The organism is Leptospira kmetyi serovar Malaysia str. Bejo-Iso9, from assembly GCF_000243735.2.
Taxonomy (GTDB): domain Bacteria; phylum Spirochaetota; class Leptospiria; order Leptospirales; family Leptospiraceae; genus Leptospira; species Leptospira kmetyi.
Window position 1 is genome coordinate 2,649,561 of the sequence record NZ_AHMP02000003.1, and the last position, 16,974, is coordinate 2,666,534.

The window sequence follows — 16,974 nt, forward strand, 5'->3', positions numbered from 1 at the left end:
AAATTTTAAAAGAAAACTGAATTTTCCTTCAGCTAACAAAAATTAGCCCAAAATATAACTAGAAAAGATTTGGATTAAACGGAAATTTTTTCTTTCCCTTTGACCTTCGTGATTTCTTTGCGAAAGTTTTCATACGGATCTTCGTTGGAGGCGGACGATGCTCCGGCTTTTAAATTCTTATTCGGGACCAAATTTTGATCCGGTTTGGAAGCGAACCAAGAATCCAAATACTTCAGAGTTTTCGTGATTTTCTCCACTTGAAAATCCTCGTCCTTATTTCTCAGTTTGAATTCAAGATTCTTCTTTTTCTCGGACAAAACCTTGTGAATCTCTTTTGCTCTCACGCGAAAGGATTCGTCGTCCGGATAAATTACGATGGAATCCGTTTTATCTCCGGCCGGATCGGCGATGAGCACGAATTTTTCCCGGTCCACGATCTGATGGATCACTTCGGAAGAATAACCCGGTACTTCATAAAGAATGTCCTTTAATACGGGGGGAAGATTCTTCTCAAAATAATATTGATTCAAAGCTTCCGAAAGTTTCGACTTTTGTTCGAGCGCCTTGATTCTTTCCTCTTCTTTGAGTTTTTCCTGAATCTTAGCTTGATCCTGTTTGAGAGCGGCTTCTCTGTTTTTGGATCTGAAAACGGATTGTTCCGACCTGATCTTTTCCTTTGCGGTTTGAAAGAACATGTCCTGAAACAACTTTGCGATTCCGAAAAAATCCAAAATCGCGAAATACCATGGGAAATATTCCACGTAACCTTTGCGTAAAACCTTTCCGTAATTTTTTACGAAATCCGCGTCCTTGAACACGCTTCGAACCGCGTCTTCGTTCAATTCTATCAAATTACGAATGCTCAATACCTTCCAGGCTTCCACGTTAGGCACAACAGCCAAGGATTTGATCACGGATTTGACCGTTTCCACGTCGACTCTCATAAAAGAATGCATCGTAATTCCCTTCGTTTCCCAGGGAGAATAGGCGATATGCAGGTCTTCCGTAAAAAGTTTTTTCAACTCCGCGGGATACGATCTGAATTCTTCGTCGGGAATGAACAACACGAGTTTATCCCAACGTCCGTTTTGTTTGGAAAGATGATCGCTCATCTCGTGATAACGATTTCGAATCTGTTCGTGATACGTGAAGCCCAAGGAACTTTCGATCTCTTCGCTCAGACTTTGGATCAATTCCGTTCCCATCAACTTGCGTTTTATCTTTCGATCGGAATCCGTTTGAACGACTTTTTCGATCGCTTCCGATCTTCTTTTTCCGAATTGAGTCGTGGGCGCCGAAGAAGGATCGCTCGCGTGTAGCCTTTCTTCGTGTGAAATCGCGGTAAACACGTCCGATAAAGCGAATCTGTATTTCGGAAACAATTTCTTAAAATGAAATTCGTCCACAAGCTCGAATAACGTCTGCAATTCTTTGACCTTGACGATCAAATATCCGAACTCGGGAATTTCCCGGATTCTCCCTTTTTTGATCAGTCCGTCCGTGATCTCGAACAACATGTCCTTCACGTAATCCGTATTTAAAGGAATGCTAATATTAGGAGCTTTGAAAAATCCTTCCGGATTGAAAAAGAGTTTTAGTTTTTGTACATTCTCCCCTTTAAAATCGGCTTCGAGATCCTCCCATAAAATCTCTTTTCCTAAAGGCGGCCTGCTTTCCAAATACGATAGGATCGAGTTGATGGAAAGATCGATTAAGGAAAGATAAATACGAGTCAGATCTCCGAGCTCCGCATCGGGATAGGCAACGTAGCACGGTTTGAGTTTGAGTTCGGATGTGGCGGGATCCACATAGAAATACGCGAATTGAAGCGCGACTCCGTCTTCCAACAATCGTTTGATGTGAAAGACAACTTCCGCCGTGGTCAGTTCCGCGGCTTCCGGAACTCTGGATTCTACTTGAAATAGGTTTTGAGATTTTGCGTTTTTATAACTGGTCTGCGCTACGACCGCTTTGTATACGGAATGCGTGAGCCGATCGTTCAGATAATAACTGACAACTTCGTTAATCTTTTTAACTTTTAAAAAGGTTTGCTGCGTTTGGTTTCCCCCACCCAACGCTTGATTTAAGGTCGGCTTACTCATCGCCTCTCCACTGTTAGACTATTGAAATTATTTTCAGATTTTCGGAAGGCTTTTCGTATGAATGATCTTCATTTTTCCATTTGATCCACGAAAGGAAAGCACATTTCCAAGTTTTTTTCATATTTGAATCTCTTGACGTCTCGTATAGCCGACTGGTTCCATGAATCTAACATGAAGCTCTCAAAGAAATATACCTTTCGGTCTAGAAAGGTTTTACTCGTTATATTAGACGGCGTCGGATATTCTCCGAAAGGCCCGGAATTCGGAAATGCGATCGCGGGCGCAAAGCTCCCATTTTTAAATCAGGTATGGAATCAATTTCCTACGCTTCATATACAAGCTCACGGTAAAGCGGTCGGTATGCCTTCCGACGACGACATGGGAAATTCGGAAGTCGGTCACAACGTTCTCGGTTCGGGGAGAATTTTCGACCAGGGAGCCAAGTTGGTTTCCAACTCGATCGCAAGCAAAGATATTTTCCGCGGTCAAGCTTGGAAAGAAGTTATAGAAAACGTCCATAAAAACAATTCCACCTTACACCTGTTAGGTCTTTTTTCGGACGGAAACGTTCACGCGCATATCGATCATACGAAAGCTCTGATCCTCCAAGCGATCGCGGAAAAGGTTTCCAAGATTAGACTTCATATTCTTTTGGACGGAAGGGACGTTCCCGAAAAATCCGCATTAGATTATTTGAATCCTTTTGAAACCTGGCTCGATTCTTTGAGAAAAAACGGAACCGATATTCAAATCGCCTCGGGCGGAGGAAGAATGACGATCACGATGGATCGTTACGAAGCCGATTGGTCGATGGTGGAAAGAGGTTGGGCCGTTCACGTAAAGGGAGAAGGCAGAAAATTCTCCTCCGCAAAAGAAGCGATCGAAACGTTCCGCGCCGAAGATCCGAAAGTGATCGATCAGTATCTTCCTTCTTTCGTGATCGCGGATAACGGAAATCCGGTGGGTAGAATTCAGGACAAGGATTCAGTGATCTTTACGAACTTCCGCGGGGACAGAGCGATCGAAATTTCTTTGGCGTTTACGCAAAAGAATTTCGATAAGTTCGATCGTGGCGCGCTTCCCGAAATTACTTATGCGGGAATCATGCAATACGACGGGGATTTGAAACTACCCGAAAGATTTTTAGTCGCACCTCCGGCCATCGATCGGACGTTAGGCGAATACATGGCGAACTCGGGCGTCGCGCAGTACGCGTTATCCGAAACTCAAAAATACGGACACGTTACGTATTTCTGGAACGGAAACAAAAGCGGTTACTTCGATCAGAGCTCGGAAGAATATCGGGAAATCCAATCCGACGTGATCCCGTTTGATCAAAGCCCCGAAATGAAAGCTCTCTTAATCACCGAAGCCCTAGAGAAAGCGTTGAACGAAAACAAACAGGATTTTTACAGAGTGAACTACGCGAACGGAGATATGGTGGGTCATACCGGAAATTATCCGGCCACGGTTCAGGCCATGGAATTTCTAGACGGTTGTGTGGAACGTCTTTGGAAAGTATGCGAAAAACAGAATATAATTCTGATGATAACCGCCGATCACGGAAACGCGGACGAAATGTATCAATTGGACAAAAAAGGAAACGTGGAAAAGGATTCTCACGGAAAACCGGTTCCTAAAACGAGTCACACTCTGAACTCGGTTCCTTTTTCCGTTTTGGATCCCGAAAAGAAGATTCAGCTGGATTCTAAGATTTCCGATGCGGGTCTTGCAAACGTCGCGGCTACGATTCTGGACGCGATGGGATACGAAACTCCGGAAGGATATCATTCTTCTTTGATCTTAAATTAATGCGAAGTCGACGGTGGCGGTTCGCCGTCGATATTAGGTTTGAAGAACTTCGTGACGAGATCAGTGATCGCGCGCTTTTACAAAAGAGCTACGGTAGTGCGCGCAGTTTCGTAAAGGAAATCGTACAGAAGACCGCCGAAACGAGAATGAAAATTCCTGAAAATCCGATCGACCAAGATTGACCGTAAAGATCGGCGAGTTTCCCGGTAATCAAACCGGCGAGCGCGGGGGTCGTCTGAAAGATCAAACTATAAAAACTCATCACCCTTCCGCGCACGTGGTCGGGTGTGATCATCTGAAGCGTGGAAGGAATGAGCGCACTGATCGCGCCTCCCAAAAATCCGACGATCAACAATAATACGGAAGACAAAATCGGATCGGATAAATTAGAAATCGCTAATACGGTTACTCCGGAAAGAAAAGTCGCGCTCAACATCACGAGTCCTCTGTGAAAACGATCGTGCAACAATCGCACTCCGATTCCTCCCAAAAACAATCCGAGTCCGAGGGTTCCCATATACAAACCTCGTTCCCTTTCATTTAAGAATAGTATGTTTTTCGCAAATTGAGGAAGAACGACCTGCATCGGTCCCACCATAAAGATCGCGAACGCGGTGAGAATCAAAAGTTCCACGGATAATTTTTCCGATTTCAAAAATGCGATTCCCGTCTTTAAACCTTCCCAGATCGTTTCCTTTTCAACGATTACGTTTTCCTGAATTCTTACCAAAAGAAGAAACAGATATCCGATCGAATAAAGCGCGGAGATGGAATAGAACAAAACGTCCCAATTCTGTTTTTGTTTGATTAAGCCCACGAGCATCGGCGCCAATCCGAAACCGACGATGATGAGAATGTTCAACATCATGGTCGCCTTTCCCGCGTCCTTCGGATCGACCAAGTTTCCGAGCAGGGTCAATCGCCCCGGAATCATAAACGTCAACGCAAGTCCGTTGTATACCGCGAGAAAGATGAGAATGATTCGAAGATCGTAACTCATCCAGCCGATTCCGATTAAAATTCCCAAAACAAGTCCGGAAAGAATGTAGTTCGTCTGAAATATATATAAAATTTTCAAACGAGAATATCGATCCAAAATCGCGCCCACAAAAAAACTGAACAGGATCGTAGGCAACACGTTGGCGAAAAAAATCGTTCCCGCAAATGTCTGAGATCCCGTAAGATCCAGAGCATAGATGATCAAAGAATAGTTGAGCATGTTCCCGGCAAGCAAGGTGACTCCGGTATTCGCATAAAAGGACAAAAGACTTCTTTTGGAATAGGTCGCGTCGCTTGAGGATCGACTTTCTCGGATTTGATTCATCGTATTTTTATAATATTCCGTTTTATTGAAACGCTTAAGACTTTCGGCCTTCCACCCATTCTTCGTCGAAATCCTGTTTTTCGAAAGTGGTTCGCGTTTTTAAATTGCGCGCGCCCTTATATCTTCTTTCTTCGGCGTGTTCGCTCCACCAATGATCCGCCTTTTCGGAAAACTTCTCCCTTCTCAAATCCATATGAGGATGTGACTGAAAATATTCGCTGAGGAGTTTCGCTTTTTTAACGCCCGATTCGGGGGAATACTTTTCCAATCTCAAAAAGGCCAAACCTACGCCGTTCGGATCATAGGTCGTATTCAGAATCAGATCGAACGCGTATTCGTCGGCCTCGTCTTCCTGAGTTTTGTTATACGAATGTCTTGTCATCAATTGAAACGCGAAGTCCGCAAGTTTGCCTAACGTTTCCGTTCCGATTTTGGCCGCCAAAAGTTCGAAACGAACTCCGTCCATACAATGCGATTTTTCTATATGACCGATTTCGTGCGCAAGCACCGCCGTCAACTCGTGTTCGGATTTCAGCGTGTACAACAAACCTCTCGTAACGAAAATCACGCCACCCGGCAAAGCGAACGCATTCGGAGATTCCTCCTCCATGATATAAACCGTATAATCGAAAGGTTTTTGTTTATACGCGCTCAAGGTCGTTATCAACTGATTTAGATAAACGTAATCCTTATCCTTTGGGTCCTGCATTTCGGAAAACCGTTCGCGGATCGCGTCCCCGTATTCCTTTTCATCCAAAGAATCCACGGACAAAACCTTCGTCAACGCGCGGTTCATCGTGCGGATCGGCTTTCCCAATATCTGATAAAAGGGAGCTAACGTGGAATTCCTTTCGGTTTGAATCTGTTCTCGATATAACAAAAACATAAGAACGCTTCCAAAACCCAAAATAGCGGCGAAAAATATAAGTCGTTTCATTTAAAACCGATCCCGGTATTTATTATAAATCGTATTCATGATAAGTAATATACTCCCCACTCCCAAAAAGACGACCGCCTTGAGAACGGTTCCCGAGGATGACAAATCGTGGAAGATCAATCTCCCCACGCAAAAAAGCAAAAGCCCCAAGGACAAATATCGGAACCAAGATTCTTTTAGGAATAATCCGAGCAGGAAGATGAGGAACGCAAGCGTAGACCAGAGTAAGGTGAGAATGGCGCTGGAAAAAGACCAATATAAGAACAGAAAAATTCCTATAAAGAAAGGATAATATACGACTCCGTTTAAATACGTTCCCGTTTTATCCGAGATTCTTTTTAAAAATCCGAGACCGGTAGGAAACGGAATCTCTTCCTTTCCATAACCGCGATACGCCCTGAAGACGAAAAGAAACAACAACAGGATCGTAAGAACTCCCGGAATCCATTTCGCTTCGGCCCAATGACCGATCGGATTGTCTTCGGTCGACACGATAAAGGTCAGATAAAAACAAGAGGAAAGATGAAACAAAATTCCATACCATCTAAAACGAGCGAGACTTTCCGTTTTGCGGATTCCAATCTCCAAAACGGCAAGCGCCGCGACGGCGAACGCGACGCTGATCCAGGATTCGTTTACGAGAGAATAGGAAATCAATCCCAAAAACAAAAGACAACCTTCATTTAACAACGGATAAACGATCTGCCAAAAACGAACGTCTTCAGTTTCTCTAATATTCGAAGTCGCCCAATACATCCAAACCGCGATCCCGAGAATCGCCGTCCAGTTCGAAGCGGATAAAAATCCGAGATAGATAAAATATGATTGTAAATCAACGTATATGTAATGAACCGTAAAGGCGATCAAACCGAGCCAGGAAGCGCGTTTTAAAAAGTCGGAAAGAATTCCGATCGACAAGGAATCTTTTTTTCTACCGAAGAATTGTCCGATCTCCAAAAACGAAATCGATAATAAGGCCCAGGCCGGTCCGACGATAAGATTCGAAATCGGATTCAAAACGTCCCTCGTATATACGTAAACGCTGAGTACGATTCCGAAAATTCCGAGATAACCCGGCAACAGATTATAAAATTTTTGAAAGAATCGAAGCGGAGTTTTCCAGATTCCGGTCCATCCGATAAAATAAGTTTCCAAACCTTCGAGGCTCAATCTCGGAAAGATAAAAAAGATGGAACCGAGTTGTACGAAAACCGAAGCGATCTGAAATCCTCTTTCTTTCCACGCGAATTGGTTTTGATTTGCGAAGATAGTCGATTCTCCACCGAGAAAAATCTCCAAGTTCGTCCAGATAAAAAAGAAATAAACATACAACGCGAATCGTTCCGTTTTAAGCGATTTGCTTTTTGATAAAAGGAAAACGATCACGGTTAGGATCGCCATAACGAAGGAAAGAATTCTTTCGGGCGTTTCCGTATAAATTCCGATCACGACGATGAGAATCAACAATTCCCAGAACAAAGGTTGTGCGGATTTCAACCAGGAAACGGAATCGAATTCCTCTTCGGGAAAAAGAATCCAGTATAAAAACAAGGAAGCCGATAGAATCTCGATCCAGAAACGAGCCGGGATTCCCAGAAGAATCGAAGCCGATTGAAACTCGACGGTAAAATGTCGGATTAAAAAGATTCCCGTTAATACGAACGATAAGATATAAAACGAAACGAAAAGATTTCCGCCTTGGGAAGAATTCTTATTCTCCCTTTTGTGCGCCCATTTTCCGAGTTCAAGATAAACCAGGGAAAGTAGAATCGCGAACGGCCCGAACAACAGAGAACCTTTGAGATTCAGATAATAATAAAACGTAAATACGAGATGGGCGGTAAATCCGAAAATTCCCGGCCAATAAACCGCTTCGTCCTTCTTTAGAATATTAGAATTTTTTAAATAAACGAGAAACGGTAAAAGCCAAGGCAAGGACAACGCAAGAATTCTTTCCGGCTCCTCGAATTTTCCGAAAGCGACCGATTTCCAAAGCGTCAAAGTCACCAAAGGGGCGAGCAGAAAAACCGTGAAGGACAATCTTGTGGAGGAAAGTTTTTGCCTTAAAATCAGGATGGCGCTTAACAATATCGAAGGAATCCAAATTCCGTAACTTTCGTTGGAAAAGAAAAGATAAAACGAAAAAAGTCCCCCGCCCGCGAGCAAACTCATCGTTGTAACGAGAAGAGAAGTCAGGGACAATTCTTCCCGAACGATCGGAAACTTTTTTTCCAAAATTCCGATAAAACCCACGAACGCTAATATTAGAATTCCGTAACCTATTTGAGAAGTTAACGCGGACGTTTCCGCGATCCCGGGATTTGCGGATTCGAAAAATTGACGATAGGAAAAAAATATGAGAGTTCCGAAAACGATCGTCGTAAGCGAAAGGGAAATTCTTTCCAAAAAGCGGTTGGCTTCCCGAAAACAAACCCAGGAAAAAATCAGAATCTCAAGCGCCAAGATCGCGAGAATCGCAAGGTTGTCCAGACTCCAAAGCCGAAGCGAAAATATTCCGAGCATCAACAACGACTGAGAAACCAATCGATCCGTTAAGAAAAGCCAGGAAATTTCTTTCCTCTTCGCTCTCGAAGACAAAAACCAAACCAACGCGGCGGACAACAAAAGAACGATCGTGCTGATCTTCGTCTTTTGCGAGTAATGTATTAAACTGATTCCGAGATAAGACCAGTTGAGAAGATGACTCGCCAAAGGAAAAAGTTCGAATTCTCTTTTTCCGTATAAGGTTTCCCTGTAATGAACCAATAAAGCGCCGCAAAATACAGGAAGAATACAAAGAATGGGAAACAAAACCTCGATCCCGACCGGTTTGGCCTCCGCAAAGACCTGACGGTTCCAATACAAATGCGCCGCGAAAAATCCGGTGCTTACTATCAGAAGATGAAGTTGTCTTTTTTCGCGATAATTCCAAATCACTCCGGGCAAACAGATCAAAGCGGTTACGCCTAACGTAAATCCGGTCGCCGGAGGAATCGCGATCGAAACAAGAGCGAGAATCGTATGCAAAGAAGCAAATGTTTCGTTTTTGGATCGATAACCGGTGTAAAGATTCGCGGACAATCCAAAACTCAAAACGGCAAGAGCCAAATACGGATTTTCAATCCACTTTAAGGTTTCCACATATCCGCTTCCCAACGCCGTAAAAAGAAAAACGGCGGCGGAGCTACTTCTCAAAACTAGGGAAACGTTTTTGAATTCCGGCTTTCTCCCGGACCAAAACGAAAGTCCGGCGAGAATAATCGAAAATCCTAATATTAGAAGACAACGATATACCGAGGAAAGAATGAACAGCGCGTAAATTCCCAGAAAGCCGATTCCCGCAACAAGAATGACCGCGCCCAAAATCCCCGTCCAATTTTCGGAAAGAGGTTTTTCCACCTTCTTCCAAAGCTGAACGAGAAATCCGGGTTCCCTCGGTTCTTCAGGTTTCTGAAAGGCAGCAGTTTCGCGTAACGCAGGTTCCGTGGTCGAAACTGGATCGTTTTGTTTTTTCGATTCTTTGGTTACGGACTTAGCCGGGATCGGAGATTTGGATTCCGTTTTGACGACGATCTTTTCGGGTTTCTTTTCTTCTTTGGAAATCGGAGACGAAGTTTCGACGCTCGGAACGACGGGGACGATCGGTTTTTCTTCCGTGTAGATTCCCTTGGCGTCTTTGGATTTTTCTTTCGACTGCGGAGATTCGAGCAAACGAATTCTCAGCTTAAGCTCTTCGATTTCCCGTTTGAATTCCCTGGACTGGAAAAAATTATATAAACCGAATAAAAATAATACGAATAGGAAAAATGTCTCCAAGCGCGACTCCGAAAGAATTACTTTGAATAAACCTTTTTAATTCGATCAATCCGAAATAAAAAAAGGAAGAAGGTTTTTCATCGGAATCGTAGCGTTCGGAAGCCACATCAAAATTCCGATTCCGAAAATAAGAAGGAGTAACACGAGTTTCTTTTTGGAAACCGGAGTTCCGTTTAATTTTTCGGTTCGAACATACCAGAAGATACAACCGAGGCTGAATAATAATTCGATCAAAATCGCGACGTGCGGAAAATAAAAATAAGAATTCAACGATACGACTGCGGACTCGGGACTCAACAACTGATGTTCGAAACCCACGATCAAGTCGCATAATACGTGTAAAACGGTCAAAAATCCGCACCAAAAAGTGAAGGAAACGTTCTTGTAAATCGCGTGAACGACCGCCGCGACGAGTCCGCCTTGGATAAACGCGGGAATCAGATTGTGACTGTACGTCATGTGCACTTGAAGATTCTGAAACGTTGCGTCGAACAGAGAAGCGGGAAAGGCAGGTTCGATTCCTATAAACGCGAGAAAGAGCCAGAGAAATTCGGGAACGTTGGCGCAAAGAAGAAGAATCCAAAACGGATATCGTTTCAGTTTGGTGTAAGGAATCAGAGCGGAAGCGTAATGGCCTAAAATCATATTTCTTTTTTTGTAACCACGTAATGAACGAGATACATTCCTAATGCGTAAAAGAAAACAAGAGTAATCAACAACGAAGACATAACTTAAAATCTTTCCTTGCTTAAGAATTCGAAGCTATCGTATTGATTACGATTTTAGGCGTTTGTCAAGAAATAATTCCCGTTAGATTTTGATGAGAAAGTCGTAACCTATCTCGATTTCTTCCTTCGCCTTGATGAACAAAAGGGAAGGTTTTTCCAGTTTGAAGTCCGAGAATTTAACGTCGACCTTTCCGAAAACGCGGATCTGTCCGGGATCTTTCGCTTCCACTTTGGCCGATGACTGAAAGTCCTGAGTCAAACCGTGAATCGTCAACTTACCTCGAACCGTATAAGTATCGCCGGACGCGGGCGCGACAACGGACTCGATGACCGCAACGATCTCGGGAGTATCCGGATAACCTAAGATTTCCATAATATGAGAATCTCGACTTTCGTCCCCGGAATGAATTTTCAAAATCGGTATCCGAATTTGAAACGGAGAATTCAACTTGTAACCGGAACCGGCCGCCGCGATCTGGGGAGCGTTCACCTGAACTTCCTTACAAACTCCGCGCACTTCCTTCATAGGATGAATCGCCAAAAAAGTGATTTCTTTTTTGAGAACCTCGGAAGAATCAATCCCCGAAGTTAAAAACAAAACGGGAAGAACAAAGGATAAAAAAACGAATCGATTGAAATGTCTCATGTATATTAGAATTCCTTAAAATGTAATTACGAGTAACGAAAGGGAAAGAGCTCCGAAACCGGCCCATCCGACCTGTTGCATATCCCGCGCCGCTTCGGGCCCGTGTTTTTCGATCCGTTGTCCGAGCGCGGGCAACATCAACATAGCCGCCAAGTGAAACGGAATCAACGCCTTATGAGCGAAGATCGGACTGTAGATGTTCACGTCCGAATCCTCGGAATCGACCACTCGTTTCGGAGCGAAAAAAGAAAGCCCGGCCGTCAACGCATACATTCCAAAAGTTGCATACGCTAGTTGTTTATGAAAGTCTCCCGAGTTTTTCGCGTACCATTCTTCATGGGATTTTAAAGCGAGATACAAGGGAAGATTGTTTGCAGGATCCTTCAAAAGAAAATACGAGGCCGCGATGCTGTTCTGATCCAAACCTTGAAAGAGCGCGACCGCATAAAGAGGATCGTTATTCGCGTATTCGGGATGAGAAAGAAGAAGAACCTTCGCGTATTGATCGGAATTCCGATACAAACTGTCTTTCGCTTTTTCGCCTTCCAAGTTCGTGGCAAGCCAAAGACCGAGAGTTATAAAACCCGAAAGTTGATGATACTCCAACATCTTTCTTCGCGTAGTAAGATCGCTCTTTGTCGTTTTGTCCGGAGTGGAAGTCGGAGGCGTTTGAACCTGGGGGGCTACGGGTTGAGCGTTTAACACGGTCCATGTGAAAACGTTCGATAACAACAGAATACAAAACCAGTTTCGAATCATGATCGAATCCTTTTTCTATTTCATTTAGCGGTAAGTATAAGCGAAGAGTTTACAACTTACAACAAGATTCCGATTATTTTATCCGCTTCATGGCGATCATCGCGATGTCGTCCGAAAGTTCGGAAAAACCTTCGCTTCCGACACTCTTGCCCGTATATCCGTCCAAATCGTCCACAATGGATTGAATTACTTGAGTGGGAGATTTTTGAGAATTTGCGACGAGCATCTGGAAAATTCTTTCCTTACCGTACATTACGTTTTGAGGATTTCTCGCTTCGTCCAAACCGTCCGTGTATTGAAAAAACAAATCGCCCGGATCCATCTGAAAGGATTTCGGTTCTATCGTTGTTTCAAAGAAAGAATTCTCATCCATCCCGATCGGTAAACCTCCGCCCGGAAGTTCCCTGAGTTTTTTTTCGGAAGCGTCGTATAACAACGGTTTGACGTGACCCGCCGAAGCGTATCTCATCTTGGAAGTGTTTCGATCGTAGATCGCGATAAAAAAAGTAACGAAGATATGATCGGGCGTATCGGAATAAAGATATTCGTTCAGTTCGAGAAGAATTTTCCGAAGATCCCTTTCCCCTTTGCGGAGAATCGCGCGCACTTGAGAACGGAACAAGGACATCACGATCGCGGGCCCTACTCCATGATTGGAAACGTCTCCCACACAAAGCACGACTTCGTTCGGACTCAATTCGATAAAATCGTAATAATCCCCGCCGACTCCGGCCATCGCTTTGTAAAACGCTCCGAACTCCGCGACGTCGCCTAAGTTGCTCGGAAGTTTTTCGGGAAGAAGTCTTTTTTGAATTTCTTCTGCGGCGAGAAGTTCGCCCTTCATCTCTTCCCTTTCCTTTAAACCGTGCGTCATCCGATTGAGCGACTCGCTTAGAATTCCGATCTCGTCATAACCCGCGGACGGAAATTCCACGTCGAGATTTCCTTTTCCGACCTCCTCGGTTTGAGCGACGATTCGTTTGATTCTTCTCGCGACCATCCAAGCGAGAACATACGCAAGAAGAACCGCAAAACCTCCGATCAATGCCGTATAACGCAGAAGTTCTTCCCGGTTCTGACGGATCTTTCTCAACCCTTCGGTGCGATCCAAAACGATAACGTTATAACCCAAATGATTCTTACGAAGAAGATCGTAACCGAGCCCCTTGGGCTCTTCGCCCATTTCGCTTAACAACGGAGTCGAATCCAAAATCCACATCCATTCTTCCGCTTCGCTTCTACTTCGGATTAATATCCCCGAATCGAGAATCGGAAGTTTGGATTTGGGAAGTTCCGTTTCGGAATTTCCGGCAAGAATCCATTCTCGGAGCAGCGCCCGTTTTTTTTCGGAAAGTTTTCGTTCCTCTTCGTTCTTCCAATATCTTCTCATCTGATTGGAATCGGAGCGATACGGTAAAAACGCGAATTCGTCCAAAGCCGCTTCCCGCAAAACGCCGAAAGAATCCGGCGCTTGATAAAAATTCAGGTCGCTCCAATCCTCTTTGTTTGCGTCCATCTTCTCCAAATTTTCCCGAAGTTCCTCCGCCCTCGCTTCGAGAGAACGGATCGTCTCTTGAATTTCCTCGGGAGAAATTTTCTTTTCGTCCGTTTTAAGCGGCATCACGGCCTTCTTTTGCCAAACGAGAAGTTCTTCGTTCAAAGACTTGACCTGCGCGTTCAGAGAATTCCTTTCCGATCTCCAGTCCTCTTCTCTTTTTTTACGGGCCTTCTTATAAGGATTCAATTCTTCTAATTTAGAATCTCTTGACTTTATAATTTTACGATATTGTAAATAAAGGTTTTTGAATTCTCCGTCGGACGCTGGCTTTGCGGTTCCTGATTTTCTGAGTTCCGCGAGCCGCGCTTTAATCTTTTGGGAAAGCTCCCCCAAACTTAGGGAGAATTTTTTATCCTCTTCCAGAAATTCTTTCCAGTCGTCCGGATTCTCGGCGATTTCGGAGATGATGATACGAGATCTTTCCGCTGTTCCGGGATTTCTAAAAACGGTCCGAAACGAAACCTCGTATTGTCTTCCGCCGACCTCGTAGTTTTCCGGTTCGGAATATTCTCCGTTCGTTTTGAGAACGTCTTCGTTTTTAAACAAACCGGATTTTCTTTCCTCGAACTCTTTCAAGCTTAAAAGTTTTTTACCCGTGCCCGAAGATTGCGGAAACAACAGACCCGTATCCAAGGTTTGTTTGCCCGAAACGTCGTACGCGAGAATCCGAACCTTGTCCGGCGACAAACCGAGCGAAACGATCTTGTCCTTATACGCGCCTTTGAAAAAGTTCTGAAGCGTTTTCGTGAGCGCCGTTTCGCCTAACGCGGATCTGTTTTCCGAATCGGAAATCTCCTTGGAAAGCGATTTGCTTTCTTTGGAAAGTTTTTCCTTTTCGGACAAAAGAGAATTCTTTTTTTTGGAATCGATGCCCACCGCGGAAATCTCGCTTTCGATCGTTTTGATTTCCTCTTCGATCTGTTCGATTCGTACTTGGGAAAATTCGGCGCCGATCCGAGCCAAGGCGGTTTGTTTTGCGAGAATCAGCATTTTATCATATAGTTTCGCATCGATCGGCGCCCCGTTTTCTTTGCGAAGTTCGCTTTTTACTTTCGTTTCGAATTCTCGGATTTCCTTTTCGGAAAGATAACGCGTAAAATAAGTATCCACCGATTTACGATAGTAATTGTGCTTCACGTTCAAACCCAACGAAGCGCCGAAGGATTTCAACGCTCCGAAAAGTCCGCCTTCTTTTTGAAGAACCTTTCGTTTGAATTTGCTGAGTTGTTGTTTTTTTTCCTTAACGCGGATCTTAAACTCTTCGATCAAGATCAGACTGTGACTCAGATTCTCCAGATCGAGAACGGCAGCGTTTACGTATTCGAGCGGAGCTTTCAACTCCGAGTTCATCTTTTCTTCGAGCGCGTTTTTTTGTTGGTTGTAATAGATCGCAGAGGTTAAAGCGAGAATGGAAACGACCAACACCGCCGTAAAAAACGAAAGTTTGGCCCTGATTCCCGGCAAAAGCAGACGAAAAAATTTATTTCGGATCATTTTCGAATCTCGTATGAATGAGCGTTAAGCGATTTCGTTCCGGTTTTTTAAGCCGTTTGTATCGGACCGTCATGATTTTTTTCAGGGATCTCAAACCGAAACCTCCGTCCGCTCCGGTTTCGAAAAGTTCCTTCCAAGTGTCGCTTTTTTTCAGCGTGGGGTCGAATGGAATTCCCTCGTCCGTGATCGTGAATCTCCAAGTGTCCTTATTCTTCCGCATCTTAAGTTCAACGTTAGACGCTCTTTGGTCCGGAAAGCCGTGTTCGATCACGTTCGTAATCGCCTCGTCGACGGCGAACACGAGCCTACCCCGAATCAAATCCCCGCATTCGTTTCCCAAAAAACCGCGAACCGCTTCCCGAATCTTGGAAAGTTCGGAAAGATCGTTCGGAAACGTATGCGTTGTTTCTTTTTTAGAATCCATCGATCGCAGATCGCGCAGATTAAAACGCGGCTAACGCGTCCTTTACGGATTCGAAAATTCTTATCTTCTTCGTGAAATACATGAGATCCATCGTATCCCGTACTTCCTTTTTGATGTTCGAGAACACGAGTTCGCCAGACTTTTCCTTTAAGAACTTGAGAATGGAGTTTAAAACTCCGATTCCCGCGGAAGCGATGTAGGAAACTCCCGAGAAGTCGCAGACGATTTGTGTCACGCCGTTTCCGATCGAGGATTCCAACTTCAGTTTCAGATCGGGCGCGGTCTTCGCGTCAATTTCTCCGTGGACTTGGAGAACCAAAAGATTTCCTTCTTTTTTTTCCTGAATCGTAAGTGTCGCCATTTTAAATTCCCTTCTTAATGTCTTTCATCATGTCTTTTTCACGGATGATCGCGTAGAGTTTTCGTTCCAATCCGTCGATTTCGTAATAATATTTCGCGTTCGGATCGCCTTCGAAGATATGAGCGTATTTGCGGATTCCCTGAATCGCCTTTCTCGGATTCGCCTCCAAAATTCCTTTCGTAATTAGATAATAAAGTTCGATCGCGAGAGAATCCCTTAAATTCTCCTTAAAAAAAGGATCGCGTTTTTCAAGCGCGCCGATCAGATTCTCCACTTCCTGAAGATTGTATTCTTCCGAATCGCTGAATTTTATAATATAAGAAGATAATAATTTTTTGCACTTGGGAAGATCGTTCGATTTGGTCGCGGTGAGAATCATATTGTACAAACGATGAACTTCCGTGTCCAAGTATACTTTTTGTCTGTGTGTGTCGAGTTTGACCGGTTCGAGAACATGTTTCAATTCTTCGGGAGAAAAATTCTTAATCGAATCCTCGAACAACTTTTCGCTCTTGGTACGGTTGAGTTCTCGAAACTCCGCCAAAGGTTTTTCTATGATCGAAAAAAATTCGATCGCTTCCTTACTTTCCGCGACCGTTTCGGACTCTTGGATTTTTTCGAGAAAGAAAATGCAACTATCGCCTACTGCGGATAAATTCTCCCCTAACGAATGGGAAACAAGACGTTTGCAGTTTAATCCGATCGTATGAACATACGCGGGGTCGATCGAGTCGGCTTGAATCTTGTCGATGATCTTAGCCGAGGTTTGTGCGGAATGGGATTTTTCCTTTTCCAGACCCGCGTACATCAACGGATCGATGAGATACTTTCGAAAATTCTTTTTGCCGGACATGGCAAGAAGCCGAATCGTTTTTATGAATTCCTGAGCGAGAGGAGACGGGATTTTGTTTCTCGTATTCGACATCGGAGGTGAAAAGATGCCGACTGATTTAAGGCAGTTCCGCAAATTGTAAAGTAAAAAGAACCTTATTTACGAATTTCGAACGGGGTTG

General features: G+C 44.1%; 12 protein-coding genes. 1 reads left to right on the forward strand and 11 read right to left on the reverse strand.

Going from position 1 to position 16,974, the window contains the following annotated elements:
- Positions 1-74 precede the first annotated feature (74 nt).
- Positions 75-2,102, reverse strand: coding sequence for a hypothetical protein (locus LEP1GSC052_RS14865; protein ID WP_010573464.1), 2,028 nt, complete (start codon positions 2,100-2,102; stop codon positions 75-77).
- A 171-nt stretch (positions 2,103-2,273) separates the two neighbouring features.
- Here LEP1GSC052_RS14865 and gpmI point away from each other — a divergent pair, with 171 nt between their 5' ends.
- Positions 2,274-3,914, forward strand: a complete 1,641-nt coding sequence (gene gpmI, locus LEP1GSC052_RS14870; RefSeq protein WP_010573463.1) for a 2,3-bisphosphoglycerate-independent phosphoglycerate mutase — start codon at positions 2,274-2,276, stop codon at positions 3,912-3,914.
- 88 nt (positions 3,915-4,002) lie between these two features.
- Here the strand turns inward: gpmI and LEP1GSC052_RS14875 are convergent, their stop codons facing one another.
- The 10 genes from LEP1GSC052_RS14875 to LEP1GSC052_RS14920 form a co-directional block, all read right to left on the reverse strand.
- Positions 4,003-5,238, reverse strand: a complete 1,236-nt coding sequence (locus LEP1GSC052_RS14875; RefSeq protein WP_020985941.1) for an MFS transporter — start codon at positions 5,236-5,238, stop codon at positions 4,003-4,005.
- 34 nt (positions 5,239-5,272) lie between these two features.
- Positions 5,273-6,175, reverse strand: coding sequence for a M48 family metallopeptidase (locus LEP1GSC052_RS14880; protein ID WP_020986490.1), 903 nt, complete (start codon positions 6,173-6,175; stop codon positions 5,273-5,275).
- Positions 6,176-9,991 (reverse strand): DUF2339 domain-containing protein, encoded by a 3,816-nt coding sequence (locus LEP1GSC052_RS14885; protein WP_020986374.1) that lies wholly within the window; start codon positions 9,989-9,991, stop codon positions 6,176-6,178.
- A 45-nt stretch (positions 9,992-10,036) separates the two neighbouring features.
- Complete coding sequence (locus LEP1GSC052_RS14890; RefSeq protein ID WP_010573460.1) at positions 10,037-10,636, reverse strand: hypothetical protein; 600 nt, start codon at positions 10,634-10,636, stop codon at positions 10,037-10,039.
- 165 nt (positions 10,637-10,801) lie between these two features.
- Positions 10,802-11,365: a YceI family protein gene (locus LEP1GSC052_RS14895; RefSeq protein ID WP_010573459.1), complete on the reverse strand. Its 564-nt coding sequence runs from the start codon at positions 11,363-11,365 to the stop codon at positions 10,802-10,804.
- A gap of 15 nt (positions 11,366-11,380) precedes the next feature.
- A complete protein-coding gene (locus tag LEP1GSC052_RS14900) occupies positions 11,381-12,124 on the reverse strand; it encodes a hypothetical protein (protein WP_010573458.1) in 744 nt (247 codons plus the stop codon).
- Between the two features lie 73 nt (positions 12,125-12,197).
- Positions 12,198-15,176: a PP2C family protein-serine/threonine phosphatase gene (locus LEP1GSC052_RS14905; RefSeq protein WP_020986238.1), complete on the reverse strand. Its 2,979-nt coding sequence runs from the start codon at positions 15,174-15,176 to the stop codon at positions 12,198-12,200.
- Positions 15,163-15,600 (reverse strand): ATP-binding protein, encoded by a 438-nt coding sequence (locus LEP1GSC052_RS14910; protein ID WP_010573456.1) that lies wholly within the window; start codon positions 15,598-15,600, stop codon positions 15,163-15,165. Before LEP1GSC052_RS14910 ends, LEP1GSC052_RS14905 begins: the two co-directional genes overlap by 14 nt.
- 19 nt (positions 15,601-15,619) lie before the next feature.
- On the reverse strand, positions 15,620-15,961 hold the full coding sequence (locus tag LEP1GSC052_RS14915) for an STAS domain-containing protein (RefSeq protein ID WP_010573455.1): 342 nt from the start codon (positions 15,959-15,961) through the stop codon (positions 15,620-15,622).
- 1 nt (position 15,962) lies between these two features.
- Complete coding sequence (locus tag LEP1GSC052_RS14920; RefSeq protein WP_010573454.1) at positions 15,963-16,886, reverse strand: hypothetical protein; 924 nt, start codon at positions 16,884-16,886, stop codon at positions 15,963-15,965.
- Positions 16,887-16,974 lie beyond the last annotated feature (88 nt).

What these genes read in the sequence shown, in the direction of transcription:
- gpmI (WP_010573463.1), top strand. Translation starts at nt 2,274, where the DNA reads ATGAAGCTCTCAAAGAAATATACCTTTCGGTCTAGAAAGGTTTTACTC.
- LEP1GSC052_RS14905 (WP_020986238.1), bottom strand. Translation starts at nt 15,176, where the DNA reads ATGATCCGAAATAAATTTTTTCGTCTGCTTTTGCCGGGAATCAGGGCC.
- LEP1GSC052_RS14915 (WP_010573455.1), bottom strand. Translation starts at nt 15,961, where the DNA reads ATGGCGACACTTACGATTCAGGAAAAAAAAGAAGGAAATCTTTTGGTT.
- LEP1GSC052_RS14920 (WP_010573454.1), bottom strand. Translation starts at nt 16,886, where the DNA reads ATGTCGAATACGAGAAACAAAATCCCGTCTCCTCTCGCTCAGGAATTC.
- LEP1GSC052_RS14865 (WP_010573464.1), bottom strand. Translation starts at nt 2,102, where the DNA reads ATGAGTAAGCCGACCTTAAATCAAGCGTTGGGTGGGGGAAACCAAACG.
- LEP1GSC052_RS14900 (WP_010573458.1), bottom strand. Translation starts at nt 12,124, where the DNA reads ATGATTCGAAACTGGTTTTGTATTCTGTTGTTATCGAACGTTTTCACA.
- LEP1GSC052_RS14875 (WP_020985941.1), bottom strand. Translation starts at nt 5,238, where the DNA reads ATGAATCAAATCCGAGAAAGTCGATCCTCAAGCGACGCGACCTATTCC.
- LEP1GSC052_RS14910 (WP_010573456.1), bottom strand. Translation starts at nt 15,600, where the DNA reads ATGGATTCTAAAAAAGAAACAACGCATACGTTTCCGAACGATCTTTCC.
- LEP1GSC052_RS14880 (WP_020986490.1), bottom strand. Translation starts at nt 6,175, where the DNA reads ATGAAACGACTTATATTTTTCGCCGCTATTTTGGGTTTTGGAAGCGTT.
- LEP1GSC052_RS14890 (WP_010573460.1), bottom strand. Translation starts at nt 10,636, where the DNA reads ATGATTTTAGGCCATTACGCTTCCGCTCTGATTCCTTACACCAAACTG.
- LEP1GSC052_RS14895 (WP_010573459.1), bottom strand. Translation starts at nt 11,365, where the DNA reads ATGAGACATTTCAATCGATTCGTTTTTTTATCCTTTGTTCTTCCCGTT.